This is a genomic window from Bradyrhizobium sp. HKCCYLS1011, assembly GCF_051167795.1.
Lineage (GTDB): Bacteria > Pseudomonadota > Alphaproteobacteria > Rhizobiales > Xanthobacteraceae > Bradyrhizobium.
In genome coordinates this window covers 515943-542079 of the sequence record NZ_JBNPTT010000006.1, presented here as the reverse complement: position 1 = coordinate 542079, position 26137 = coordinate 515943, and the positions used below count along the sequence as shown (strand labels likewise).

General features: G+C 64.3%; 25 protein-coding genes. 19 read left to right on the top strand and 6 right to left on the bottom strand.

All coding sequences use genetic code 11. The annotated features are described in order from the left end of the window. Nucleotides 1-7: 7 nt before the first annotated feature. Nucleotides 8-403, bottom strand: a complete 396-nt coding sequence (locus ACQR1W_RS22960; protein ID WP_008970615.1) for a rhodanese-like domain-containing protein — start codon at nucleotides 401-403, stop codon at nucleotides 8-10. Between the two features lie 145 nt (nucleotides 404-548). Here ACQR1W_RS22960 and ACQR1W_RS22955 point away from each other — a divergent pair, with 145 nt between their 5' ends. The 9 genes from ACQR1W_RS22955 (at nucleotide 549) to ACQR1W_RS22915 (ending at nucleotide 9503) form a co-directional block, all read left to right on the top strand. Beyond that, complete coding sequence (locus ACQR1W_RS22955; RefSeq protein ID WP_434852911.1) at nucleotides 549-1421, top strand: IclR family transcriptional regulator; 873 nt, start codon at nucleotides 549-551, stop codon at nucleotides 1419-1421. Nucleotides 1422-1448: 27 nt separating this feature from the next. Continuing rightward, the gene (locus ACQR1W_RS22950) at nucleotides 1449-2645 is read left to right on the top strand and encodes a CaiB/BaiF CoA transferase family protein (protein ID WP_434852910.1); all 1197 of its coding nucleotides are present in this window, start codon (nucleotides 1449-1451) and stop codon (nucleotides 2643-2645) included. Nucleotides 2646-2703: 58 nt separating this feature from the next. Next, the gene (locus ACQR1W_RS22945; RefSeq protein ID WP_434852909.1) at nucleotides 2704-4017 is read left to right on the top strand and encodes an MFS transporter; all 1314 of its coding nucleotides are present in this window, start codon (nucleotides 2704-2706) and stop codon (nucleotides 4015-4017) included. A gap of 99 nt (nucleotides 4018-4116) precedes the next feature. Beyond that, nucleotides 4117-5340, top strand: coding sequence for an ABC transporter substrate-binding protein (locus ACQR1W_RS22940; RefSeq protein ID WP_434852908.1), 1224 nt, complete (start codon nucleotides 4117-4119; stop codon nucleotides 5338-5340). 304 nt (nucleotides 5341-5644) lie between these two features. Continuing rightward, complete coding sequence (locus ACQR1W_RS22935; RefSeq protein WP_434852907.1) at nucleotides 5645-6598, top strand: hypothetical protein; 954 nt, start codon at nucleotides 5645-5647, stop codon at nucleotides 6596-6598. Between the two features lie 262 nt (nucleotides 6599-6860). Beyond that, nucleotides 6861-7313: a MarR family winged helix-turn-helix transcriptional regulator gene (locus ACQR1W_RS22930; protein WP_434852906.1), complete on the top strand. Its 453-nt coding sequence runs from the start codon at nucleotides 6861-6863 to the stop codon at nucleotides 7311-7313. A 39-nt stretch (nucleotides 7314-7352) separates the two neighbouring features. Then, nucleotides 7353-7916 carry an isochorismatase family protein gene (locus tag ACQR1W_RS22925; RefSeq protein ID WP_434852905.1) on the top strand — a complete coding sequence of 188 codons (564 nt, stop codon included), beginning with the start codon at nucleotides 7353-7355 and terminating at the stop codon, nucleotides 7914-7916. Between the two features lies 1 nt (nucleotide 7917). Next, nucleotides 7918-8247, top strand: a complete 330-nt coding sequence (locus tag ACQR1W_RS22920; RefSeq protein ID WP_434852904.1) for a hypothetical protein — start codon at nucleotides 7918-7920, stop codon at nucleotides 8245-8247. 17 nt (nucleotides 8248-8264) lie between these two features. Continuing rightward, nucleotides 8265-9503: an MFS transporter gene (locus ACQR1W_RS22915; protein ID WP_434852903.1), complete on the top strand. Its 1239-nt coding sequence runs from the start codon at nucleotides 8265-8267 to the stop codon at nucleotides 9501-9503. Nucleotides 9504-9717: 214 nt separating this feature from the next. Here ACQR1W_RS22915 and ACQR1W_RS22910 read toward each other — a convergent pair whose 3' ends face one another. Then, the gene (locus tag ACQR1W_RS22910) at nucleotides 9718-10233 is read right to left on the bottom strand and encodes a TetR/AcrR family transcriptional regulator (RefSeq protein WP_434852988.1); all 516 of its coding nucleotides are present in this window, start codon (nucleotides 10231-10233) and stop codon (nucleotides 9718-9720) included. 233 nt (nucleotides 10234-10466) lie between these two features. Between ACQR1W_RS22910 and ACQR1W_RS22905 the strand changes: the two genes are divergently transcribed. Further along, a complete protein-coding gene (locus ACQR1W_RS22905) occupies nucleotides 10467-11126 on the top strand; it encodes a hypothetical protein (protein WP_434852902.1) in 660 nt (219 codons plus the stop codon). On the opposite strand, the gene ACQR1W_RS22900 is transcribed toward ACQR1W_RS22905, so the two are convergent. After that, entirely contained in the window at nucleotides 11123-11392 is a 270-nt protein-coding gene (locus tag ACQR1W_RS22900) for a hypothetical protein (protein WP_434852901.1), read from the bottom strand. The two genes, ACQR1W_RS22905 and ACQR1W_RS22900, sit on opposite strands and share 4 nt — an antisense overlap. 586 nt (nucleotides 11393-11978) lie before the next feature. Between ACQR1W_RS22900 and ACQR1W_RS22895 the strand changes: the two genes are divergently transcribed. Further along, a complete protein-coding gene (locus ACQR1W_RS22895; protein WP_434852900.1) occupies nucleotides 11979-13091 on the top strand; it encodes a DUF2336 domain-containing protein in 1113 nt (370 codons plus the stop codon). Between the two features lie 15 nt (nucleotides 13092-13106). On the opposite strand, the gene ACQR1W_RS22890 is transcribed toward ACQR1W_RS22895, so the two are convergent. Beyond that, a complete protein-coding gene (locus ACQR1W_RS22890) occupies nucleotides 13107-13739 on the bottom strand; it encodes a helix-turn-helix domain-containing protein (protein WP_434852899.1) in 633 nt (210 codons plus the stop codon). A gap of 221 nt (nucleotides 13740-13960) precedes the next feature. Between ACQR1W_RS22890 and ACQR1W_RS22885 the strand changes: the two genes are divergently transcribed. From ACQR1W_RS22885 to ACQR1W_RS22860, 6 genes are all read left to right on the top strand, one after another. Further along, on the top strand, nucleotides 13961-15661 hold the full coding sequence (locus ACQR1W_RS22885; protein WP_434852898.1) for a peptide ABC transporter substrate-binding protein: 1701 nt from the start codon (nucleotides 13961-13963) through the stop codon (nucleotides 15659-15661). A 308-nt stretch (nucleotides 15662-15969) separates the two neighbouring features. Next, the gene (locus tag ACQR1W_RS22880; protein ID WP_434852897.1) at nucleotides 15970-16920 is read left to right on the top strand and encodes an ABC transporter permease; all 951 of its coding nucleotides are present in this window, start codon (nucleotides 15970-15972) and stop codon (nucleotides 16918-16920) included. A 3-nt stretch (nucleotides 16921-16923) separates the two neighbouring features. After that, a complete protein-coding gene (locus ACQR1W_RS22875; RefSeq protein ID WP_434852896.1) occupies nucleotides 16924-17799 on the top strand; it encodes an ABC transporter permease in 876 nt (291 codons plus the stop codon). 42 nt (nucleotides 17800-17841) lie between these two features. Beyond that, nucleotides 17842-19170: an NAD(P)/FAD-dependent oxidoreductase gene (locus ACQR1W_RS22870; protein ID WP_434852895.1), complete on the top strand. Its 1329-nt coding sequence runs from the start codon at nucleotides 17842-17844 to the stop codon at nucleotides 19168-19170. A gap of 11 nt (nucleotides 19171-19181) precedes the next feature. Then, a complete protein-coding gene (locus tag ACQR1W_RS22865) occupies nucleotides 19182-20108 on the top strand; it encodes a 2-hydroxyacid dehydrogenase (protein WP_434852894.1) in 927 nt (308 codons plus the stop codon). Between the two features lie 12 nt (nucleotides 20109-20120). Continuing rightward, complete coding sequence (locus ACQR1W_RS22860; protein ID WP_434852893.1) at nucleotides 20121-21974, top strand: ABC transporter ATP-binding protein; 1854 nt, start codon at nucleotides 20121-20123, stop codon at nucleotides 21972-21974. Nucleotides 21975-22094: 120 nt separating this feature from the next. Here ACQR1W_RS22860 and ACQR1W_RS22855 read toward each other — a convergent pair whose 3' ends face one another. Continuing rightward, nucleotides 22095-22616: a cytochrome c gene (locus tag ACQR1W_RS22855; protein WP_434852987.1), complete on the bottom strand. Its 522-nt coding sequence runs from the start codon at nucleotides 22614-22616 to the stop codon at nucleotides 22095-22097. 194 nt (nucleotides 22617-22810) lie between these two features. After that, entirely contained in the window at nucleotides 22811-22936 is a 126-nt protein-coding gene (locus ACQR1W_RS22850; RefSeq protein WP_434852892.1) for a hypothetical protein, read from the bottom strand. A gap of 283 nt (nucleotides 22937-23219) precedes the next feature. Here ACQR1W_RS22850 and ACQR1W_RS22845 point away from each other — a divergent pair, with 283 nt between their 5' ends. Both ACQR1W_RS22845 and ACQR1W_RS22840 read left to right on the top strand, forming a co-directional pair. Continuing rightward, a complete protein-coding gene (locus ACQR1W_RS22845; protein WP_434852891.1) occupies nucleotides 23220-24065 on the top strand; it encodes a helix-turn-helix domain-containing protein in 846 nt (281 codons plus the stop codon). 28 nt (nucleotides 24066-24093) lie between these two features. Beyond that, nucleotides 24094-25866 carry a CocE/NonD family hydrolase gene (locus ACQR1W_RS22840; protein WP_434852890.1) on the top strand — a complete coding sequence of 591 codons (1773 nt, stop codon included), beginning with the start codon at nucleotides 24094-24096 and terminating at the stop codon, nucleotides 25864-25866. Nucleotides 25867-26137: the final 271 nt, after the last annotated feature.

Below are 26137 nucleotides of genomic sequence, written 5' to 3'. Positions count from 1 at the left end.
AACCGGCTCACATGCCCGGCTCGATCGGCTTCTCGACCGCGCCGCCGCTCTCGGCCCAATCCTTGAACGCGCCGACATTGTAGACCTTGTCGTAGCCGAGATCCTTCAGCGTCTTGCCCGAGAGCGCCGAGCGGCCGCCGGACGCGCAATACAGGATCACCGTCTTGTCCTTGGCAAAGTTCTTGTCGTGGTAGGGCGAGCCCGGATCGGCGCGGAATTCCAGCATGCCGCGCGACACATGCACCGCGCCGGCGATCTTGCCACTCTTCTCGACCTCCGGCGCATCACGCACGTCCACGATGAGCGTGTTGCCCTTGGCGATCATCGCCTTGGCTTCGCCCGGCGTGATCTTTGGCACTGCGGCGTTCGCCGCTTCCAGCATCTGCTTGACCGTTGTTGACATCTCGGACCTCCGGCAATGGCCGGCATTATGCCTGCGATCGGCGCCATGCGCCCTCACAAACAGCTGACGTCCACATAATGGACTAACTATCGATTTTTGATCAGATATGTAGACAGAAGGGTCGGAATGTCCCATTCATATGGACATGAGCATTCTGAATGATCCACAGCCGGCCGCCATCCGCCCCCTGCCCGTCGAAATCATGCTCGCCGACAGCGCCGGCGACGCTGCCTTCGCCACCACGCTCGCCAAGGGCCTGATGGTGCTCGAGGCGTTCAAGGCGGGATCGCCCGTGCTCGGCAACATGGAGATCGCCGCGCGCACCGGCATTCCGCGCCCCACGGTGGCGCGGCTGACCCACACGCTCGCCGAGCTCGGCTATCTCGACTACGACGCGGAGCGCGCCAGATATCGCGTCGGCATCCGCGCGCTGCGCATCGCCCACCCCCTGCTTGCCGACATGCCCTTCCGGCAAACCGCGCGCCCCCTGATGCAGGAGGTGGCGCAAAGCGTGCGCGGCACGGTGTCGATCGGCCTGCTCGACGGCACCTCCATGATCTATGTCGAGACGGCGCGCTCAGGCGATGTCGGACCGCATGTCCCCGACATCGGCATGCCGATCCCGGTCGTCAGCACCGCGATGGGCCGCGCCGCCGCGTCCTTGCTGCCGACACACGATGCCCTCTCGCTCGAACAGCGGCTGGAAGCATCAGACACGGAGCAATGGTCGGCCTATCGCGAGGCCTATCGCTCCGGCCTCGCGCAATGCGCCGAGCGCGGCTTCTGCACCTGCTTCGGCGAGTACATGGCCGCGATCCATGCGGTGGCCGTGCCGCTGTTTCACAGCGCAACGCGCGCCTTTTCAATCAATTGCGGCATTCCCGCCTTCCGTCTGCAGCCCGGCCAGCTCGAGGCCGAGATCGGTCCGCGCATCCGTGCGCTTGCTGCCAGCATTCGCGCGCTGATCGGCGCAGCCGAGCCGGTGGTCGGCGCGCCCGACACAAGAAACAGAAAATGAGCTGCAGAACATGCGCAGGAGCGAGAGTTGAGCGGGCCGCTTGAAGGATTGAAGGTTCTGGATATCGCGACCATCATCGCCGCACCGCTGGCCGCAACCCTGCTCGCCGACTATGGCGCCGAGGTGCTCAAGATCGAGATGCCGGGCCATGGCGATGGCGTCAGGTCGTTTCCGCCGTTCAAGGACGGCAAGCCGCTGTGGTGGAAGACGGCCAACCGCAACAAGCAATTCGCGACGCTCGATCTGCGCACGCCCGAAGGGCTTGCGCTGTTCAAGCGGCTCTTGCCGCGCTTCGACGTGCTGATCGAGAATTTCCGCCCCGGCACGCTCGATCGCTGGGGCCTGTCGAAAGAGGTGCTGTGGTCGATCCAGCCGCGCCTGGTCATTCTGCGCGCCACCGCCTTCGGCCAGGACGGCCCGTATCGTGGCCGGCCCGGCTTTGCGCGGATCTTCGAGGCGATGGGCGGACTGACCTACATCACCGGCGAGACCGCCGGCGAGCCCACTCATCCCGGCTATCCGATGGGCGACGCCATCGGCGGCCTGTTCGGCGCGCTCGGCGTGCTGGCCGCGCTGTGGAAACGGGCCAAGGACAAGGATGCGCCGGGTGAGGAGATCGATCTCGCGCTAACCGAAGCGGTCTTCCGGCTGCTCGATGTGCTGCCAGTCGAGTTCGACCAGCTCGGCTTCGTCCGCGGCCGCATCGGCAATGCCAACGGCTATTCGGCGCCGGCCGCGGTCTATCGCACCCGAGACGATCATTGGGTGACGCTCGCGGGCTCGACCAACGCGCTCTACGCCGCCAATTGCCGTGCGATCGGCCGGCCCGATCTGATCGAGGACCCGCGCTTTGCCAACAACGCTGAGCGCGTGAAGCACGCCAGCGAGCTCAACGACATCTTCCAGGCCTGGTGCGCGACACACACGCTCGATGAAATCCTTGCGGCCTTCAACGCCGCGCAGGGGACGCTGGCGCCGATCTACGCGATCGACCAGATCGCCGCCGATCCACAGGCGCAGGCGCGCGAGATGATCACGCGCGTGGCCGATCGCGATTTCGGCTCGGTCGCGATGTCCAACGTGGTGCCGCGTTTCATGGTCGATCCGGCGCGGCTGCGCCACGCCGCCGGCGATGTCGGACAGGACAATCGGATGGTCTATCAGGACTGGCTTGGCCTCTCCGAGGCGGAGATCGACGCGCTGAGGCGAAGGGATGTGATCTGACGGCCAGACGCAGCGTCCCGACTGAAAACCAACAATCAGAAAAAAGGGGAGGATGACAATGACAGTGACGAGCGGCCATGCCGCGCCTCAATCCAGGCGGGCCTGGATCATCGTCGGCATGATGGTCCTGTTCATGCTGATCAACTTCGCCGACAAATCCGTCATCGGCCTCGCGGCAGGTCCGATCATCAAGGACCTCCATCTCACCAACGAGCAGTTCGGCCAGATCGGCAGCGCCTTCTTCCTGTTGTTCTCGATCTCGGCGGCCTCGGTCGGCTTTTTGGTCAATCGCGTCTCGACCAGGTCGGTGCTTGCCGGCATGGCTCTTATCTGGGCGATCAGCCAGCTGCCGATCCTGGCTTTCCCATCACTGGCCGTCCTGCTCGGCAGCCGCATTGCGCTCGGCGCCGGCGAAGGCCCAGCCTTTCCGGTCGCGCTTCACGCGATCTACAAATGGTTTCCGGACGACCGGCGCGCCTTCCCGACCAGCTTCGTCTCGATCGGGGGCCCGCTCGGCATTGGCCTCGCCGCGCCGCTGCTGACCTGGATCATCCTCACCTATAGCTGGCACGCCGCATTCGGCTTTCTCGGCGCGATCGGCTTCGTCTGGGTGGCGCTGTGGCTCATGATCGGGAAGGAAGGTCCGCTCGATGCGCGTCATGTCGAAGCCGGCGGCGCCGGCCTCGAACACGTCCCTTATTCGATGCTGCTGACCTCGCGCACCTTCATCGGCGTGACGCTTGCCGGCTTCGCGGCCTATTGGGCGGTGACGCTGGCCGTGGTCTGGCTGCCGTCGTTCCTGGTCAAGGCCGGCGGCTATTCACCGATCGCGACCGGGTGGATCGTCATGCTGCCGCCGATGCTGCAGGCCTGTCTGTCGCCGACCCTCGGCTATCTGTCGCAGCGGCTGCTCGCCCGCGGCGTGTCGAGCCGCATCTCGCGTGGCGTGCTCACCTGCTGCTGCGTGATGCTCGCGGGTGTCGCGATGATGCTGCTGTCGAAATCGACCGGTGAGCTCGTGCAGATTCCGCTGGTCATGGTGGCTTTCGCGGTCGGCAGCGTCACCTATGCGCTCGGACCGCCATTGATCGGCGAGATCAGCCCGGTGCACCAGCGCGGCGCCATGCTCGGCATCTGCAACGGCACGTTCACGCTGGCCGGCCTGATCGCGCCCTGGCTGATGGGTCACATCGTCGATGTCGGCGTCAATCCGGCGCAGGGCTTTCGCGACGGCTTCATGTTCGCAGGGCTCCTGATCGTGGCTGGCGGCGCGCTGGCGATGCTCATCATCAACCCGAAGGACGACCTCAGGCGCTTCGCGCGGCGCGAGGCGGTGGCAGCCGCGGAGGGTGTGCCGGCCGTGCAGACATAGCAGCGACGAGCTGTTTCGCATCATCTCACGCGCGAACGTATCGCCGGCGGCGGCGGCAACTTGACGCACAATGAACAACAAGGGTGAGGAAAGACGGTCATGAGTATCAGCCTCGGAAACATGGTCACGGCGAGCGCGCTTGCATGGGCCATCTTCTGTTCGTCCGCCGCAGCCGAGAAGAAATACGACCCCGGAGCCAGCGACACCGAGATCAAGGTCGGCCAGACTATCCCGGCGAGCGGCCCGGCTTCCGCCTATGCCACCATCGCCAAGGCGCAGGCCGCCTATATGAAGATGATCAACGACCAGGGCGGCGTGAACGGCCGCAAGGTCAATTTGATCCAATATGACGATGCCTACTCGCCGCCGAAGACGGTCGAGCAGGTGCGCAGGCTGGTCGAGAGCGACGAGGTGCTGCTCACATTCCAGATCATCGGCACCGCGCCGAACGTCGCCGTGCAGAAATATCTCAACAGCAAGAAAGTGCCGCAGCTGTTCGCTGCGACCGGCGCCGCCCGCTTCACCGATCCCAAACACTTCCCGTGGACGATGGGCTTCAATCCCTCCTATCTGGTCGAAGGCCGCATCTACGGCCAGTACATTCTGAAGACCTATCCCAATGCCAAGATCGGCGTGCTCTATCAGAACGACGATCTCGGCAAGGACTATCTCGCCGGGCTGAAGGCCGGGCTCGGCGACAAGGCCGCCAAGATGATCGTGGCCGAGAGCTCCTATGAGATCACCGAGCCGACGATCGACTCGCAGATCCTCAAGCTGAAGGACGCCGGGGCGGACCTGTTGTTCAGCGCCTCCACCCCGAAGCAGGCGGCGCAGGCGATCAGGAAGGTCGCCGAGCTCGGCTGGCATCCGGTGCACATCGTCGACATCAACGCCAACTCCTTGACCGCCACGCTGAAGCCGGCGGGTCCGGAGAATGCCAAGGGCCTGATCAGCGTCAACTACGTCAAGGATCCGCTGGAAGAGGCCTATAAGAACGATCCCGGGGTGCAGCGCTATCTCGACTTCATGGCAAAGTATTATCCCGATGGCGACAAGGGTTCGAACTTCAACGTCTATGGCTACATCACCGCGGAGCTTCTGGTTCATGTGCTTAGGCAGTGCGGCGACGATCTCACCCGCGAGAACGTCCTGAAGCAGGCCACGAATCTGAATCACGTCGAGCTCGGCCTGCTGCTGCCGGGCATCACCATCTCGACCTCGCCCACCGACTACCGCGTCAACAAGCAGCTGCAGATGATCCAGTTCGACGGCGAGCGCTGGCAGAATATGGGCGGCATCATCACCGCCGAGGGGACGGAGTAGCCCTGCTTGACTCGCGATATCGGCAGGTGGCTCCTCCGGCGCCACCGCCCGCGCGGGCATCGCCAGGGGCATGATGGCGCGGCGTGGCGGCCCGCTCCGCCAGCCCCGGTATTCGCGCTATGGATGCGGAGCGCATCAAATACACCGCAAGCTACAATTGCCGAATCGAAGTTAATCGGCGTTTAGCAATTTGCTCCCTAGCCTTTTCTTTTATCCTCATTGTCGGGCCCCGTAGCCCACAAGGCGGGGCCCCCGCATTGCCGGAAAGGGTCCACTGATGAATCAGGCGGAAACCAAGTCTCGCATGCAATTTGAGTCAGCGGTCGATCACCCGCCCATCAAGCCGGTGCGGTCCATCGATACCGGCACGGCCAGCCGCGCCGCCATCCAGACCTGGACCGGCAAGGCGATCGCCGAGCAGATTCACGGCAAGCCGTTGGGAGAGGCCTATCGGCACTGGCTCTATCACCGCGCCACCCGCCAGCCGTGTCTGCGCGACATGTACTCGAAATCGTTTTCCGCTTATGGCGACACGCTGCTCAATCTCAAGCTCGGCGACGAGCACGTGGTCATATCCCAGAGCGACAGCTACATCCGGGATGTCGGCCAGGACCTGCGCGGCACCCGGCTGCGAGAGCTGAAATTCGCCACCGCCAACAGCCTGCGCGAGATCTACGATCAGTCCCTTGCGACCCGGCAGCCGATCTATGCCCGCTACATCTCATCGCTCTCCGACCAGAATGTCTATTGGGAGACCGTGGTGCTGCCGCTGGCGATCGACGAGCGCAGCGCACCGATATTCACCTTGAGCTTCGTGGCCATGCTGAGCGAGAAGATCGACGTGCTGCAGATCCTCTACGACCGCTCGCCGATCGGCATCGTGGCTGCCGTTCCGGTCATGAACGGACAGCACGGGCAGCACAAGATCGAGGATGCGCGCATCCTGACCCTGAACACCAAGGCGCGGGGTCTCCTGCGGCTGGAGCCGTCGCGCTTCCAGATCCACACCGTCGGCGAGCTGATCCGGTATCTGGGCGAGCCCTTGGGCTGGACCGCGACCAAGACCTTGCGGGAGGGCCACGCCACACGGATCGACTATCACGATCCGGACGGCAACCTGTTCGCGGTGACAATCGAGCTCGTCAACCAGATCGTCTTGATTTCGCTGGCCGAGCAGAGCCGGTTGGATGAGGAGGCTGAGCAGCCACCCGAGGTCAACATCGCCGGCCGCTTCGCGCGAATGATCGGCCTGCACTGAAGGCACTGCGCCGGTCTCGAAGCTCGCCTCTATCGCGGCCGTCTCGTCGCGACCTTCGGACATTATGATCCGGGTGCGGCCCGAGTTTGAAGCCGATGCCGGACGCGGCATGGCATTCAGACTCGTCGTTTCGGCGCGCGCGCCGCTCTTTCGTACCCCCAGTCGTTGCCGGGTCTCATGAGCGATCGCGGCTCACGTTTATGTTAAGTTAAACTTATAAGTTTATCTTTACAGCTAGACTGAAATCTCATATTCGTCCCGCATGAGCCCTTCCCCCGGCAATCCCGCGCCTGGCCCGCGCGCCTCGGCGCTTGCAGCGGAGCTGCGCGGCTTGATCGGCAAGCTGAAGCGACGGCTGCGCGAGCAGGCCAATGTCGGAGATCTGACGGTCTCGCAGATCGCCGTGCTGTTGCGGCTCGAAAAGGACGGCCCGGCGACAGCGTCGCAGCTGGCGCGCGCGGAGGGCATGCGCGCCCAGTCGATGGGTCCGATCGTCGCCTCGCTCGAGGCCGCGGGCCTGATCAAGGGCGCGCCGGACCCGAACGACGGACGGCAGACGATCATCGCGCTGACGGAGCAGTGCCTGGACTGGATCAGAGAGGGCCGCGCCGCACGACAGGACTGGCTGTCGCGCACGATCGAACAACGTCTGGCCGCCCACGAGCAGGAGCAACTGGCCGCGGCCGTCCTGCTGCTGAAGCGGCTGATCGACTGACAACGCGTGCACGCAGGGCGTATTTATCGAGGAGAGATGATGGCGCTGACGATGCTCGATCCCAATACCGCTCTCATCATCGTCGATCTGCAGAAGGGCCTGCTCGGATATCCGTTCATGCATCCGATCAATGAGGTCGTGGCGCAGGCCTGTGCGCTCGCCGAGGCGTTTCGGGCGCGCGCACTCCCGGTCGTGCTGGTCAATGTCGCCGGAACCGCACCGGGCCGCACCGAGCAGCCGCCCCGCATCGGCGCCGTTCCGGACGGATGGACCGAGCTCCTGCCGGAACTGAACCGCCACGCGGACGATATCGTCGTGACCAAGCGCACATGGGGCGCGTTCGCGAGCACCGATCTCGAGCGCCAGCTGAAGGCACGGAATGTCACGCAGGTCGTCGTGGCCGGCGTCGCCACCGGCACCGGTGTCGAGTCGACTGCGCGGCAAGCCTATGAGCAGGGCTTCAATGTCACGCTCGCGCTCGACGCCATGACCGACGCCCGTCCCGAGGCGCACGAATACAGCACGACGCGGATCTTTCCGCGGCTGGGCCAGACCGGAACGACCCGGGACATCATCGAACTCTTGAATGCGAGGACCGCCTGAGATGACCTTGCCGCATCTTGTCTCCTATTTCATCGGCGGTGCCTTTCTCACCAATGCCATGCCGCATTTCGTCAGGGGCGTGACGGGCCTACCGTTCCAGACCCCCTTCGCGTCGCCGCCGGGCCGGGGCCTCTCCACCTCGACCCTGAACGTGCTGTGGGGTTTTCTCAATCTCATCGTCTTCTATCTGCTGGTCTGCCAAGTCGGCGATTTCGGACTGCGCGATGCAGCCGACGTGGCTGCGCTCGGCCTCGGCATGCTGGCGATGGGCCTGTTCGCAGCCAGGCACTTCGGTCCGCTGCATGGCGGCGACCTGCGGGCGCCACAATGAGACGCGCGGCGACGGAGATGTTCCGTTCGCTGCGCAGCCGCAATTATCGCGTCTGGGCCGCCGGCGCTTTGGTCTCGAATGTCGGGACCTGGATGCAGCGGACGGCCCAGAGCTGGCTGGTGCTGATCCAGCTCACCGACCGCAACGCATCGGCGGTCGGCATCGTGATGGCGCTGCAGTTCGGACCGCAGCTTCTGCTGCTGCCGTGGACGGGCTATGCGGCCGACCACTTCAACCAGCGCAGGCTTCTCGTGGCCACGCAAGCCAGCATGGGCGCATTGGCGCTTGCGCTGGGACTGCTCACCGTCAGCGGCGCGGTCCAGCTGTGGCATGTCTACGGCTTCGCCTTCCTGTTCGGCTGCGCGGCCGCGTTCGATGCGCCGGTGCGCCAGACCTTCGTAGGCGAGCTGGTCGGCGATGCCGACCTGCCGAATGCGGTGGCGCTCAACTCGACGTCGTTCAATGCCGCCCGCATGATCGGGCCTGCGATCGCGGGCGTCGTCATTGCGGGCGCCGGTACCGGCTGGGCCTTCCTGATCAACGGTGCCTCCTTCGTCGCCGTGCTGGCCTCACTGTCCCTGCTGCGCAGCTCCGAGCTGCGCGGCCATGCGCGGGCGCCTCGCGACCAGGGCAGCCTCGGGAGCAGGCTGACCGGCGGCCTGCGCTACGTGTGGTCGCGCGCCGACCTCAAGGCCATCCTGATCATGCTGTTCCTGATCGGCACCTTCGGCCTGAACTTCCAGATCTTCATCTCGACCATGGCGACCCGGGTGTTCCATGCCGACGCCCGCGGCTACGGCCTGCTGTCGTCGGTGATGGCGGTCGGCACCGTCGCGGGAGCGCTGCTCGGCGCTGCGCGGGCGCGGCCGAATTTCGCCGCGCTGCTGGTCGGCGCCTTGCTGTTCGGGCTGGGCTGCAGCTTCGCCGCGCTCGCGCCGACCTACTGGATGTTCGCTGCCGCCCTGGTGCTGATCGGCCTGGCCGCGCTGACGGTCACCAACACCACCAACAGCCTGATGCAGCTGTCGACCGAGCCCGCGATGCGCGGACGGGTGATGGCGCTGCGCGTTGGTGTCGCCCTCGGCGGCACCCCGATCGGTGCGCCGATCGTCGGCTGGGTCGCAGACCAGTTCGGCCCGCGCTGGGCGCTCGGGGTCGGCGCCGCCTCCGGCTTCGCCGCCGCAGCCGTCGCGATCCATGCCATGCTACGACATGACCACCGGCAAGCCCGGGACCAGCTGCCCGTTACGCGCTAAAGCGCGATGAGATTGGGACGAATCGTCATCGCGCTTTAGGTTATTGTTTGAGCATGATCTCCGCGCAAACGCGTCCGCGTTTGTCGCGAGGAAAACCGCTTCGCACTTTTCCGGATCATGCTCTAAGGACGGCACCGAGCTTTGCGGGAGGCGCAAATCTGGTTGCCTGCCGGGCCGACCGGCTACGTAGCGATGCCCATCGCTCGGCGCGCGGCTATTTGGCGATTCCGCTGATGAAAACATCCAAGGCCTGCTCGGCGATGCGCTCGACCTGCTCCGGTTGAACACCCCAGCGCGGGAAGTGGCGGTCGATGTTCATCCGCGCCAGGCCGTAGACCAGCGCCCGGCCCGCGATCTGGGTGGCCTTGAGATCGACAGATCGAAGCTGCCCGCTTGCCGCCGCTTGCGCCAATAGCTGTTCGCTCAACGCGATCGCGTCGGCATTGTCGCGCGACACCGCGACGGCGGCGTCGTGATCGAACCACCGGCCGGTGGAGATGATCTCGAAATGCGCGGGGTTGCGCATCGCCCAGCGCAGATAGGCCATGCCCAGCAGCTTGAGCTGCCGAAGCGGCCCCTCGGCTGCCGTGCCGGCAAGCGCGGCATCGATCTCTGCACGAAAACGCTGCTGTGCCTCTTCGGCGACCGCCGTCATCAAGGCCTCGCGGCTATCGAAATGCCGGAACGGCGCGCCCGGCGAGACGCCGGCCCGGCGTGCCGCCTCGCGCACACTCACTGCAGACGGGCCGCCCTCCGCGGCGAGCGCGAGGGCGGCATCGATCAGCGCGCGCCGGAGATCGCCATGATGGTAGGGAATGACCGCAGCGCGGCTGCGTTTTTTCACGGATTTGGCCATGGCTGTCGGTCTAGCATCACCCGATCGTGAATGTAAGCATCGATTACATGATTGATCCCGACACCCATCCAAATGTAATCGATGCTTACATTTGGATGGAGACATGCATGTCCCGATCTCGACAAGACAGGTTCGAAGACTGGTTCGAAGGCAACCGGCTGCTCGCCCTTCTCACCTTGATGCTGATCGCGCTCAGCCTCTGGCTCGCCTCCATGAGAGGCTTCGAGGCCGAGGGTGTGCGGATCGTGATCCGCTTCACTGCCAAGACATCGCTGGCGCTGTTCTGCCTCGCCTTCTCAGCCGGCGCACTGGCACGCCTGTGGCCGAACGGCTGGACCGGCTGGTTGTTGCGCAACCGCCGCCAGCTCGGATTGACCTTCGCGGCTTCGCACGCAATCCATGCGCTCGCCATCCTCATCTTTGCGCGGATCGACCCGGCGGGCTTTGCCGCCGCAACAAGCCCTGCCTCGTTCATCTTTGGCAGCATCGGCTACGCCGCGATCATCGCGATGACGGCCACGTCGTTCGACCGCACCGCCGCAGCACTTGGCCCTCGCAACTGGCGACGGCTGCATCTGTTCTGTGGCTATTACCTGCTGCTGCAGTTCATGGTCTCGTTTGGCAAGCGCGTGCCTGCCATGCCGCTCTACGCCCTGTTCCTCATCCCTCCGCTCGCCGTGCTGATCGTCCGTCTGGTCGCGCGAGCGTCCGCACGCCGCCCACATCGTGCGACGACAGTGACGACAGCCAATGAGGCAGGGACCTAGGCGGATCCGCCGGTCGGCTCGGATTGGTCCGCGATCAGGTGAAATTCGCGGCCCAACCTGCGTTGCACGCTCATCACCGCGCGGTCGACATCGCTGATCAGGCTGTCGCCGAGCACGACCTCCGGGATCTGCCAATTGCGCCCTTCGCGCACGTGCGGCAACGGCGTCACCGCAAGAACCTGCACCGTTTCGCAGCCCGGTTCGCTCCGGATCGCGTCCTCCACGAGACGGGTCAGCTCGGCCTGCGTCTTGCCGATCGGCGCCATCAGCAGCCGGCTCCAGGACTGAGATGCAGGCGAATACCGCAGATCGTCAGCGGTCTAGGCCGGCCAGCGATGATCGTCGAGGGCATGAGGATCTTTCTGCGAAGCGCCGGCTGCGAGACCAACGCGCCTCGTCGCGAAGCGGCAGCAGAGCCAGTCCCAAGAATTTGCATTAAAGCACAATTCTTCGGAGGCTTTCATCCGAAGTGAGCGGGGCTTCGATCAAGGAAGAGGATGAAGAAACCCGGCTTCGTCCCTGATCTGACAAGCGCTTTGCGCTTGGAGGTTGCTATCGAGCAAGCCGCACGAAGAACGCTGATCAATCCTCAGTTCTTCGCCGTCGCGGCTGTCGGCACGTGTCTCACAACCAAACTCTTCAGTTGCTGACAAACTGTCCGAAGCGCTGCATCCGAAATCACCAGACGAGGCTAGCGCGCCGAGCTTAATTTTTCCTCTCTTTTTTCCGGGTTTCTACGGAGCCGCGATCTAACGCGTTGTTATCTGGATCGCGCAAGACTCCTGCCGCAAGCGATACGGCCATCGCAGCCAGACCGCGGCTCGGACAACGGACATCCAGGCGACCATCATCGTGCAGCAGCCAGAACAGCTCATGCTCTCGGAGCATTCGATCATTGCCGAGCTCGAAACCGCGGTGCGCAGCGGCTCCTCGGAAAAGCGCGTCAACACGCTGCGCCAGGTCACCACGCTGTTCCTGCATGACGGCGAACGCCTGAGCGAGGAGCAGATACAGGTATTCGACAACGTGCTGTGCATGCTGGTCTCGCGGGTGGAGGCGCGAGCGCGTGCGGAACTGTCCAAATGCCTGGCGCTGATCGATTACGCGCCGATCGACGTCATTCAGCGGCTTGCCCGCGACGACGAAATCGCGGTCGCCGAAAGCGTGCTGAAGCATTCCACCCGGCTGACGGAGAACACGCTGGTCGAGGTGGCCTCGACCAAGGGCCAGGCGCATCTGATGGCGATCTCCGGCCGTGCGCATCTGACCGAAGCCGTCACCGACATCATCGTCGACCGCGGCGAACGCAGCGTGCTGCGCAAGCTCGCCACCAACGCCACCGCGCGATTTTCCGAGGACGGTTATTCGGGGATGCTGGCGCGCGCGGAGGACGACGACGAGCTGACCGAGCTCATCGGCCTGCGCGTCGACCTGCCACCGAAACATTTGCGCGATCTGCTGCGCCGCGCCACCGAGACGGTGCGCACCAAGCTGATGGCGCAGGCCAGCCCGGAGCTGCAGCAGGAGATCCAACGGGTCCTGAAGACGTTCACGGACGCGGCGCGTGCCGAAACCGGGCTCTCGGCCCGAGACTTCGCGCTCGCCGAAGAGGCGGTCAAGCGCATGAAGGGCCTCAACGAGCTGAACGACGCCGCGATCGGCTGGTTCGCCGAAGCCCGGCGCTTCAGCGAGATCGCCGCCGCGCTCGGGCTGCTCAACAATGTGCCGACCGAGCTGATGGCGAAGGTGTTGGAAGGTCCGCGTGCCGACCTCGTGCTGATCCCCTGCCGCTCAGCGGGGATCGGCTGGTCCGCGGTCGCAAAGATCCTGCGCTTCCGACCCGTGAAGCACGGCATCGACCCGGAAACCCTGCGGCTCGCCGAGAAGGACTATAGCCGGCTCTCACTCGATACCGCCCAGCGCACGGTGCGGTTCTGGATGGTGCACAACAAGGTCGGCAAATAGCGCACCACCGGACGCTCAGTCCGGAGCCGGATCACTTCGCCTCAACGTCGTCACCCAAAGCACGCGGGCCACCCGCTGGGTCGGGTTGTCGAACATATGCGGCACGATGCTGGGAAAGCGGAAGCTGTCGCCAGCTTCCAGCACATGGGCCTCGTGATCGAGCCAGAGGCGAAGGCTTCCCGACAGGATGTAGCCGGCCTTCTCGCCCGTGTGCTGGACGAAATCGGTCCCGGACGAACCGCCCGGATTGAGGGTCAGCTCGTAGAATTCGAGCTCGCCCTTCCCGGCCGGCGTCAGCGCCTCCTTGACGACGCCGCTGGAGGTGAGCCGAAGCAGCCGCCGGTGGTTCTTGCGCACGATGTAGCGCTGGGGCGCAGGCGCAGCGCTGTCCTCAAAGAAATAGGAGATCGGTACGTCGAGCGCGACGCTGAGGAGACGCAGCGTGCGGATCGAGGGCATCGCACGCGCCCGCTCCAGCTGGCTGATCATGCCGGTCGAGAGCCCAGTGCGGTTGGCGACATCCTGGATTGACAGGCCCGCACGCTGGCGGAGCAGCCGCACCGTCTCGCCGAGGCGCTGGTCGCCCGCCTCCTCTGCCTCCGCCGGCTGACTGTTCCTGGTGAGCTTGGTCGGCCTGTCGCCGCTCATATCCTTCGTCCCTCGTTGCTGCCCAAGCGATCAGCATCCTGCGCGGATTAATATCATTGAAAGCGAGTGCAATGGTCATCAGTGACATTGACTCGCATATTTAGCCATGATGAAATTTCTGTCGAGTGATTTAGGTGTGCTGAAGAAAAGCCTTGTCCTGCGGTGGGGGAGTGCGGCGCTCCCACCGCAGCAGGCATCTGGCATCATAACGGAGGGGAGTCATGGCGGACGCTTCGAATCGACCCGGCATTCCGGCGTTGGATCATTCCCCGTTCGGGCGTCCCAACCGCCGCCGCTTCATGATGTTGAGTGCCAGCACGCTTGCGGGGGCCAGCCTCGGCCTGTCGAACGCATTCGCCCAGTCCGAGGGACCGGGCAAGCCGCCGGAGAAACCGCGCGGGCAGGTCATCGCAGCGCTCTCGCAAGAGCCCACCGTGTTTCACCCGCTGATGCCCGCCATCGAGGTCGATCAGGGCCTCTGGTGGCAGGTGTTCTCGCCGCTCTGGTTCATCGATCCCGACGGCAAGCTCGTGCCCGACCTCGCGCGCGAAATCCCGACCATCGAGAATGGCGGGCTCTCGGCGGACGGACTGACCTGGAAGATCAAGCTGCGCAACGACGTGAAGTGGCACGACGGCACCGCGTTCACCGCTGACGACGTCAAGTTCTCGCTCGATCTGGTCAACAATCCGGATTTCCGCGCGCGCAGCCGGGTCGGCTTCAGCCTCGTCAAGAACATCGAGGTGGTCGCGCCCGATGAGATCCACTGGCGGATGGAATCCGCCTATTCGCCCTTTCTGTCGATCCTGTCCCTGACCTTCATGGTGCCCAAGCACATTCTGGAGAAGGTCTCCGATCCGAACAGCTCCCCATTCCACAACGCCCCGGTCGGGACCGGGCCATTCCGCTGGGGCGAGCGGGTGCCCGGAGACCATATCCTCCTGAACGCCTATACCGGCTACCACGGCAAGGGACCGTATCTCGAGCGCGTAGTCTTCAAATACATCCCGGACCTGACGGTGCTCTACACCCAATTCCGCACCGGTCAGGTCGACTACACCGGCATGCAGGGCATCCTGCCGAACTTCGTGCAGGAGGCGAAATCGCTGCGGGGCCGCAAGGTCTTCGTCTCCTCGACGTCGTCGGTGGAGCATATCGCGCCCAACCTGCAGTTCGGCCCGTTCGCCGACCGCGCGGTGCGCGAGGCGCTCTATCTCGCGATCAACAAGAAGGCGATCATCGACGCGCTCAATTATGGCCTGCCGACGCCGACCGAGAGCTTCGTGCCGCAGCAGGCCTGGTCGTTCCAGCAGGGCCTGCCGCAGCACGCTTACGATCCCGCCAAGGCCAACGCCCTGCTCGATGCGGCCGGCTGGGTGCGCGGCTCCGGTGGCATCCGCGAGAAGGGTGGCGTCAAGCTCGAATTCACCAACTCGACCACGACCGGCAACGCGGTGCGCGAGCAGACCCAGCAGCTCCTGATGCAGGATTGGCGCGCGATCGGCGCGGCGATGCGCGTCAACAACATGCCGGCAGCCGTGATCTGGGGCGACTTCTGGCTGCAGTCGAAGTTCAATTCCGTTCTGGTCGGGGTGAACTTCATGCTGGGAAGCGATCCGGACGTGACGCCGCGCTTCGGCTCCGGCGCGATCCCCGCCAAAGGCGGCCGCGGCTACAACACCTATCAGTATCAGAGCGCGGAGGCTGACCGGCTGCTGGCCGAGGGCGCCAAGGAGTTCGACCTCGGCAAGCGCAAGACCATCTATGGCGACCTGCAGAAGCTCGTCCGCAACGATCTCGCCATCCTGCCGCTGTTCCAGGCCACCATCAGCGAGGGCGTCAAGGAGGGATTGCAGGGCTTCCGTCCCAACATCAACACCTCGTCGAACTGCTGGAACATCCGGGAATGGTATTGGACCTGACGACGGGCGGGTGGGGCAGCGCGTCGCCATGTATCTCGCCAAGTTGATTGCGAGCTCGCGCACCGATGACGGTGCGCCCCCTCTCCCCGTTCTTTACGGGGAGAGGGTTGGGGTGAGGGGCAGACGCCCGAACGGTGTGAGTGTTGGGACCTGTACCCCCTCACCCGGATTGCATCTTTCGATGCAATCCGAGCTCTTAGCGCGAGCGAAGCTCGTCGCGTCCCTGCAAGCGGGGCGAGGTTGGCACCAACCGCATTGCGAGATCGCAACGATGCGTATCGACATTCGAACCGAGGACATCGCCTGAGATGCTCCGCTACGTCGTCAATCGGCTGCTGCAGGCGGTGATGCTGCTGGTGATCGTCTCGGCGATCGGCTTTGCGATCCTGCATCTGGCACCCGGCGGTCCGCTGTCGCAATTCGCGGCGTCCTCGCAGATGACGCAGGAGGATCTCGACCGCGTGACCCGGCAATTGGGCCTCGATCGTCCGCTGCCGATCCAATATCTCGACTGGCTCGGCCGCATGGTCCGCGGCGACTGGGGCCACTCCTATCGCGACGGCGAGGCGGTGCTCTCGGTGATCGGTTCGCATCTCGGCGCCACGCTCGAGCTGATGGTGACGGCGACCATCATCGCGGTCCTGCTCGGCGGCTGGGTCGGAGTGATCGGGGCGGTCAGGCGCTATTCGCTGTTCGACCAGCTCGCGACCGTCGGCGCGATGATCGCGCTGTCGATCCCGACCTTCTGGTTCGGGCTGGTGACGATCTATGTGTTCTCGATCCAGCTCGGCTGGCTGCCCGCCGGCAACCGGGAGACGATCGGCGACGGCTCGATGCTCGACCTTTTGCACCATTTGATCGCGCCGGCGATGGTGCTGGCGCTGGTCGAGACCGCGATGTGGGGGCGCTACATGCGATCCTCGATGTTGGAGGTCATCAACCAGGATTACATCCGCACCGCGCGCGCCAAGGGCCTGCCGGAGCGACGCATCCTGGCGCTGCATGCGCTGCGCAACGCGCTGCTGCCGATGATCACCATCGCAGGCCTGCAATTTCCGACGCTGCTCGGCGGCGCCCTGGTCACCGAGACCGTGTTCACCTGGCCCGGCATGGGCCGCCTGTTTCTCGATTCCATCGGCTATCGCGACTATCCCGTGGTGATGGGCATCCTGATGTTCTCGGCCATGATGGTGCTGGTTGGCTCGCTGCTCGCCGACATTCTCTATGCCGCGGTCGATCCGCGGATCCGGATGGAATAGGCGATGAGCATCGTCATCTCGCAGAGCGCCCACCCCACGCCCGGCCATGCCGCCTGGCGGCGTTTCCGCCGCCATCGGCTCGCGATGGCGGGCGCGCTGATCATCATCCTGCTCGCGCTTGCCTCTGCACTTGGCCCGTATCTGCTGCCGTTCGACGACACCTATATCGACATCATGAAGCGGTTCGCGCCGCCTTTGTCGGGGGCACATCTGCTCGGGACCGATGAGCTCGGACGCGACGTGCTGGCGCGGCTGATGATGGGAGGACGCGTCTCGCTCTCGATCGGCATCATCGCCATGGTGATCGCGATGGCGATCGGCATCCTGGTCGGCGCATTCGCCGGCTTCCATGGCGGCGCACTCGGCGCGGTCCTGATGCGGCTGGTCGATGCCGTGCTGTGCTTTCCGACCATCTTCCTGCTGGTCACGCTGGCCGCACTCACAGAACCCGGCCTGCTCACGACCACGCTCCTGATCGCGGCGACCTCCTGGATGAGCGTCGCCCGCGTGGTCGAGGCGCAGATCCGCGCGCTGCGTGAGCGCGATTTCGCGGTCGCAGCCGTCGCCTTCGGATCATCGAACCTGCGCATCATGTTCCACGAGCTCGTGCCCAACGCCATCGCTCCGATCGTGGTCGCCGCCACGCTGAACGTCGCCACGGCCATCCTGCTCGAATCCTATGTGAGCTATCTCGGCTACGGCATCCAGCCGCCTGCGGCGAGCTGGGGCAACATGCTCAACAACGCCCAGATCTATCTGACCAGCGCGCCCTGGCTCGCCATTGCGCCGGGCGTGGCCATCACGCTCGCCGTGACCAGCTTCAACTTCCTCGGCGACGGACTGCGCGACGCGCTCGATCCGCGCATGAACGTCATGTGATGAACCCCACGTTTCAATTGTCTTTGCTGTCAGGAGAACGCCATGTCCCCGCCGCTCAACCGCATCGCAAGCGATGAACGCTTGCCGGCGCAGGCCGATGTCGTCGTCATCGGCGGCGGCGTCATCGGCGTCTCGGCAGCCTATCATCTGGCAAAGAAGGGACTCTCGGTTGCGCTGATCGAGAAGGGGCATGTCGGCGCCGAGCAGTCCAGCCGGAATTGGGGTTGGTGCCGCCAGCAGGGCCGCGCCCGCGCCGAGATCCCGCTCGCGCGCGAGGCGCTGCGGCTGTGGGAGGACATGCAGAACGAGGCCGGCGTCGATGCCGGCTTCCGCCGCACCGGCGTGCTGTTCCTGACCAAGAACCCGGAAGAGCTGGCCGCCTGGGAAAAATGGGCCGCGATCGCGCGCGAGCAGCAGGTGCACTCGACGGTGCTGTCGCCCGCCGAAGTCGCCGAGCGCATGCCCGGCAACACCGATCACTGGGTCGGCGGCCTGCACACGCCGAGCGATGGCCGCGCCGAGCCGTCAATGGCGGTGCCCGCACTGGCCATCGCCGCACGCAAGCATGGCGTCACCATCCACCAGGACTGCGCGGCGCGCGGGCTCGAAACCGAGGGCGGACGCGTCAGCGCCGTGGTCACCGAGAAAGGCCCCATTCGCACCGGCGCCGTGCTGCTCGCGGGTGGCGCATGGTCCTCGCTGTTCTGTCGGCGCCATGGCATCGAGCTGCCGATCGGGCTCGTCAACGCCACCGCCTGCCGGACCACGCCGGGGCCGGAGATCACCTCCGGCGCGCTCGGCACCGATCTCTATTGCATCCGCCGCCGCCTCGACGGCGGCTTCACGCTGGCGCTGCGTGGCCGCGGCACGGTCGAACTGTCGCCGGACCTGTTCCGCTATGCGCGCGCCTTCCTGCCGACCTACAGAGAGCGCCGGAAGGGGCTGAAGCTGTCGTTCGGCAAATCGTTCTTCGATCAGATCATCCGCGGCACCCAGTGGAGCCTGGACAAGCCGTCGCCGTTCGAGGCCGAGCGCGTGCGCGATCCGGCACCCGACATGTCGCTGGTCAACTCGGCGCTGGCCGAGCTGATCAAGGCGAATCCCGACTTGAAGGAGATCAAGATCGCAGAAGCCTGGGGCGGCACCATCGACACCACGCCCGACACCATTCCGGTGATCTCCAAGGTCGATCCCCTGCCCGGCTTCTATCTCGCGACCGGCTTCAGCGGTCACGGCTTCGGCATCGGTCCTGCCGCCGGCAAGCTCGCCGCCGATGTCGTCACCGGCGACACGCCGCTGGTCGATCCGGCCGCTTACAGTTATGCGCGCCTCGTCGACGGCCGGCCGCTCGCGCCGGTTGGCCTGTTCTAGCGAGGCGACCCATGACCTTCCTGTACAAGGCCAATACGGAGCGCGGCGCGGAGTGGGCGCGCTTCTTTGCGGCGCGCGCGCCCGAACTGCCGTTCCGCCTCTGGCCTGACGTCGGCGAACCTAAGGACGTGCGCTATCTCGCGGCATGGATGCCGCCTGAGGATGTAGGCACAGCCTTCCCGAATCTCGAGCTGATCTTTTCCGTCGGAGCGGGCGCAGATCAGTTCGATCTCTCCAAACTTCCCCCGCACATTCCGCTGATCCGCATGATGGAGCCCGGCATCGCCGAGAGCATGGTGGAATATGTCACCATGGCCGTGCTCGCCCTGCACCGCAATCTCGTCAACTACATCGCGCAGCAACGCGAGCAGAGCTGGCACGAGATCCGGATCACACCGGCGGCCAAGCGCCGCGTCGGCGTGATGGGGCTCGGCATGCTCGGCCAGGCCGTGCTCGACCGGCTTACATCGTTCGGCTTCCCGCTGGCAGGCTGGAGCCGATCGCCACGAACCATCGACGGCGTCGACTGCTATGCAGGCGCGGATGCCTTGCCGGACTTCCTGGCGCACACCGATATCCTGATTTGTCTGCTGCCATTGACCGAGGAAACGCGCGGCATCCTGAACCAAGCGCTGTTCGCGCGGCTGCCGCGCGGTGCCAGCCTGGTCAATGTCGGACGCGGCGGACATCTGGTCGAGGCCGATCTGCTGGCGGCGCTGTCGCAAGGGATGCTGTCGGCGGCCGTGCTCGACGTCGCCGAGCGTGAGCCGCTGCCTGCGGACCATCCGTTCTGGAACCACCCGCGCATCCTGCTGACCCCGCACATCGCCAGCATGACCTCGCCGGCGGCGGCGGTGGACTACGTGCTCGATACCATCGCACGCCACCACCGCGGCGAGGCCCTGCCCGGACGCGTCGATCGTGACCGCGGCTACTGACGATCCGGACTGATGATGACGAGCCCTGTCCCGCCAGCCTGCTCCGACGCCGTCGCAACACCGGTCCTGTCGGTCACGGGACTGACCACGTCGTTCAGCCGCGACAGGCAATGGCTTCCCGTGGTGCGCAACATCTCCTTCGATGTCGCCGCGCGAGAGACCGTGGCGATCGTCGGCGAGTCCGGCTCGGGCAAGAGCGTGACGGCGCTGTCGATCATGCGGCTGATCCCGCAACAGAGTGGCCGCATCGAGGGCAGTGTCCGGCTTGCGGGGCGCGAGCTGCTGACCTTGCCTGAGCAGGCCATGCGCGAGGTCCGCGGCAACGAGATCGCGATGATCTTCCAGGAGCCGATGACGAGCCTTAATCCGGTGCTGACCATCGGAACGCAGATCTCAGAGGCACTGGTCTATCACCGTGGCCTGTCACGCGCCGCGGCGGAGGCCGAGAGCATCCGCCTGCTCGATCATGTCCGCATCCCCGCCGCCATTTCGCGGTTCGCCGACTATCCGCATCACTTCTCCGGCGGGATGCGCCAGCGCGTCATGATCGCGATGGCGCTGGCCTGCAAGCCCAAACTGTTGATCGCCGACGAGCCGACCACGGCGCTCGACGTCACGATCCAGGCGCAGATCGTCGAACTCTTGAAGGAGCTGCAGCAGGACGAGGGCATGTCGATCCTGTTCATCACCCATGACATGGGCGTGGTCGCGGAGGTCGCTGACCGGACCGTGGTGATGTATCACGGAGAGGCCGTCGAGACCGACCGGACTACACGGATCTTCACCGCACCCTCACATGCCTATACGCGCGCGCTGCTCTCGGCGGTGCCGCGCCTCGGCTCCATGGCGGGGCGCACGCAGCCCATGCGGTTTCCGATCGTCGATAAGGTCACCGGCGGGTCTGACACGCCGGTGGAGATGCCGGACACGGTGGCGCGCACCGAACGGCCGGTGCTCGAGGTCAAGCACCTGACCACGCGCTTTCCGATCCGCTCCGGCCTGTTCGGCAGGATCGCGGGCCGCGTGCACGCCGTCGAGAACGTCTCATTCAGTCTTCACGCCGGAGAGACGCTGGCGCTGGTCGGCGAGTCCGGCTGCGGCAAGTCGACGACCGGCCGCTCGATCCTCAAGCTGATCACCCCGGACAGCGGTTCGGTCGTGGTCGACGGCGAGGATGTGCTCGGCATGGGCGCGCGCGAGCTGCGCGCCTTGCGCCGGCGCATGCAGATCGTGTTCCAGGACCCGTTCGCGAGCCTCAATCCGCGCATGTCGGTCGGAGCGGCAATCGCCGCGCCGCTCCACGCCAACGGGCTTGCCGCGGCGTCGGAGGCCCGCGACAAAGTCGCCGATCTCCTGGTCCGCGTCGGACTGAGCGCGGACATGGCACGGCGCTATCCGCACGAATTCTCCGGCGGCCAGCGGCAGCGCATCTGCATTGCCCGCGCGCTCGCGCTTCAGCCCAAGCTGATCATTGCGGACGAGGCGGTGTCAGCCCTCGACGTCTCGGTCAAGGCGCAGGTGGTCAATCTGATGCTGGAGCTGCAGGACAGCATGAAGCTGTCCTACCTCTTCATCTCGCACGATATGGCGGTGGTCGAGCGGATGAGCCACCGCGTGGCGGTGATGTATCTCGGCGAGATCGTCGAGATCGGTCCGCGCGCGGCGGTATTCGGCGAGCCGCAGCATCCCTACACCAAGAAGTTGATGGCTGCGGTGCCGATCCCCGATCCGGCACGCCGCACCACCAGGCGCGGCATATCGAACGATGAGATCAGGAGTCCGGTCCGCGCGCCCGACTATCAGCCGCCGGCGCGGCAGTATCGCGAGGTCTCGCCGGGGCATATCGTCCAGCTCTGGGACGCGTAGAAACGGCAACGGGACCACGGCCTGCCGCAGTTCGGGGACGTCCTGCCGGCATCGCATCTGTCCGCGGACGGTCCTCGAGTACGAGGGCAAGGCAAAGGGTCGCGATCCCGAGCGGATCCATTACTTGGATTGGGTCGGCGCCGGTTGCCCATTTGCGGACTGCTGCAAGCCGTTGTGCACATTGGCCGGCAGGACATCCATCACAAAGACCGATACTTTTTCGTCGGGACCGAACGGGCCGGGGACATCATGCCTCACCGGCGGCAGACTTTGCAGATATGCCGCGATGGACAGTGCGTCCGTCTTCGTCAACTGTGCGTAGGCTCTCCAGGGCATGGCAGGGGCGAGCACGCGACCGTCCGGCCGCTTGCCTGTCGTGATGGCGGTGGCGATCTGCTCTCGCGTCCAGGAACCGAGGCCGGTCGCCTTGTCCGATGTCAAATTGCGGCCCACAAAGACTCCCATGCCCGGAATCGCAAAGCCTACATCCGAACCAGCCAGGAATCTGGTCATGTCCGGCTTTCCAAGCAGATGGCCGGGCGTATGACAATCGGTGCAGCCGCCGACGGTCACGAGATATTTGCCACGGACCAGTTCGGTATCCTCAGCCCGCGCAGGAGCGATAGCGAGACTCAAGTTCATCAGTGATCCAATCATAAGAAACGAAACTTTTTGGACCGCGCCGCGCCTTCCGTTGTTCGGCCTCATTTCAATCCTCTCCAGCTGCTTGTTAGGTTGTCCGACTAACAGGCAGCTTGGTAGCCGGGCCGACCCGCGTCTGTATTGTAAGAAGCCGACGTGCGTGGCCCGCGCTGATTGTTTGATCGCGAGGTCTCTCAGGCGATGATGCAGCTCATCAGTTCCTTCCGATCGAGAAGGCGCGCGGCGCCGGCGGCGCTGGATGCCAACAACCCGATGCATCTATCCCCACCGCTTTCGCGCGGCATCAGCTCAGTCGGCATCGGCCGGGGTTCCGTCAAACGAGCGAACGCTCGATATCATCAGCGGATTATTTCAGTTGTAACACGCGATAGCACCGGCGGTTGGGAGGGGATCGACAGCATCCTCGCAGCTCTGACGGCCGCCGCCCTGGCATGTGATGCGTCCCTCAAATGTCTGCTTTATACAATACGGACCGCTCATAAGTTGCTATGTTGAGTGGTCGTCGACGCGTCACAGAACGCTCAACGATGAGGCGGCTTCATACCCCAGGCCAATCGAACCATATCACTTGTCGAGGCTCCCTTGTCCGGGTTCAAATTCTTTGCTCCGCACCCGAAGATTGCCGACGTGGTCGATGTGATTTGGGACGTTGACCTTGCCCATCCGGAGCTGGCACGCGGCGTTTCGTTCAAAGTGCTGCCGTCCGCTGCACCGACATTGTGTGTCCACTATCGGGCTCCGACAGAATCGGACCAGCGCATCAATCCCGGAAATTCCCGGCAAAGAATGACAGGGGTCCAAACCGGAACGATTACGATACGCCCCACCGGACCGGTCGGTGCTCTCATCATTCACCTGAAGCCGGAGGCAGCTTCGGCGCTGACGGGTTACGGCCTCAACGAGTTCACAGACGCCAATATCGGGCTCCGCGATCTTTTTGGCCCCATCGCGGTATCTCGGCTCGAGGATATGCTGGGAGAAGCGAGAGATGGATCCGAGCGAGCGCGATTGATCCAACGTTTTCTGTTGAGTCGTATCCGTCGAGACACGACAGATCTCATGGTACGACGCGCCGTGCAGACATTGCTGCATCATCCCAATTGCTCGGTGCGAGACTTGGCCTCAGGCCTCGACATCGGCGAACGGCAACTGTCCCGCCGATTTCACACCCTGATAGGAACGAGCATCAAGCGCTTTGCCCGGATCGTCCGCCTCGGAAAGGCCGTCACCGCACGTCGCCGCGGCGCGAATTGGGCCGAGATAACCTACGCCTGCGGCTATTCCGACCAGGCTCATCTGATTCACGATTTCAAGCTCATGACGGGCCACCCGCCCGATGCGCTGTTGAGGTCCACGTCGGCGGCAAAATACGGCAGTCTGAATGCCGCGCTCGCCATGTCCGGCTTTTCCAATACATTCATCGTCTAGCGCCGCTACTCTGCGAAACAAGCCGGTCGTGCGCAGCTTCGCGCCGCCGGCAGCACGCGAGTGTGAGGTGAAAGCAATGATGACGATTCCGGGCGGCCCGTCCTCGGATGGCGACTTGATAGTCGAGAAAGACGTACCCATTCCAATGAGCGACGGGCACGTTCTCTGCTGTAATATCTTTCGTCCACGCCATGTCAGCGGCAAGGTTCCGCCGATACTTGCGTTTACGCCCTATGGGAAAGACTCCGATGTCGCGGTCGACTTCAAGAGGTATTGGGACATTGTCCTGCGCGACCATCCCGAAATCGTGCGCGGCGACTCTGACGGCAGATATCTGACCTGGGAAATACCCGACCCACAGCGCTGGATTCCGGACGGCTATGCGATCGTGGTTATCGACGCACGCGGCACCGGAAAGTCCCCGGGCTTCTACGAGATGATGTCGCCGCTCCAGACGCGCGATTTCTATGACGCGATCGAATGGGCTGGCGTTCAACCCTGGTCCAACGGCAAAGTGGGTCTGCTCGGGGTGTCCTACTTGGCCGTCAAGCAGTGGCAGGTCGCCGCTCTCCAACCGCCGCACCTTGCGGCAATGATCCCGTGGGAAGGCCTGTTCGATCACTATCGGGACTTCTATCGCCATGGCGGGATCTTTTCGTCGGCTTTCCTCAAGCTGTTGTGGGACACGCAGATCGCGGTGAACCAGAACGGCAATGGCACAAGCCCCTATCGCGATCGCTTCACCGGGGAGCGGTCGACAGGCCCCGAGATCAATCCGAAGCTGCTTCCGGGCAATCTGTCGAATGTCTATTCCGCCGGCCAGCAACATCCATTCGATGATGCGTATTTCAAGCTGCGCACGCCCGTTGCAGCTCGCATCAAGACACCGTTTCTGTCCGCCGGCAATTGGGGCGGACTCGGTCTTCACCTACGCGGTAACATCACGGGCTTCACCGAGGCCGCCTCGCCCGAAAAGTGGCTCGAATTGCATACGGATACGCATTTTGCCTCGATGTATCTGCCGCAGGCCGTCGCGCTGCAGAAACGATTCTTCGATTACTTCCTGAAAGGAAAAAATAACGGATTTCACAATGAGCCGCCGGTTCAGCTGACGATACGCGACCCGCGTGGTCATTACCGACGCAAGGCAGATACGTGGCCGCTGCCACGAACAAGGTGGGACAATTTTTATCTCGACGCCACAACGATGACGATGTCGACGGACCGGCCTGCGTCGCCATCGTCAACGGCATATCGCGCGCTCGAGGACGAAATCATCTTCCTCACCGCGCCGTTCGCGGCAGATTCGGAGTTCACCGGTCCTGGTGCTGCAAAACTATTCGTGTCATCCTCGACGACGGACATGGATATCTTCGTCACGCTTCGCGCCTTTGATCCCGACGGGACAGAGGTCGTCTTTACGGGTGCCAACGATCCAAAGGCCCCCGTATCGCAAGGCTGGCTTCGCGCCTCGCAGCGCAAGATCGATCCCGCTCGATCGACGCCCTATCGTCCCTACCATCCCCATGATGACAGCGCGAAGTTGCGCCCCGAGGAGGTATATGAGGTCGATGTTGAGATATGGCCCACCAGCATCGTCTGTCCGGCCGGCTATCGACTCGGGTTGACGATCGGTGGCAAAGACTTCGAGCGGCCCGGAACGAAGGGCCTGATGAAGGGATCGGGTCTGTTCCTGCACAATGACTCAGCCGATCGGCCCGCGGCCGAGTTCGGAGGCGTCAACCGCATTCATACCGGCGCAGATCGACAGAGCCGGGTTGTTCTGCCGTATATCGCCTGACCGCCGGGTGCGATGCGCTTCACCACAAGGAGCCGCTCGCGGGAGCGCGAGCGACGCTCGTCGCAGCCCAGAAAGAACGGAGAAAGGGAGTGCAACGAGTTTCTGCAAGATAGCTCGGAACTATCATCCCGTTGAGGACGGACAAACGACAACGGGATCGCAGGCGAACCCACGATCCCGCACCTAGCAGAGATAACCGACTTAGTACTTGCTCTTGTCGACCAAAGCGCCCTTCTTGATCATCGAGATCGCGCCTGCGCGATCTCGTGAC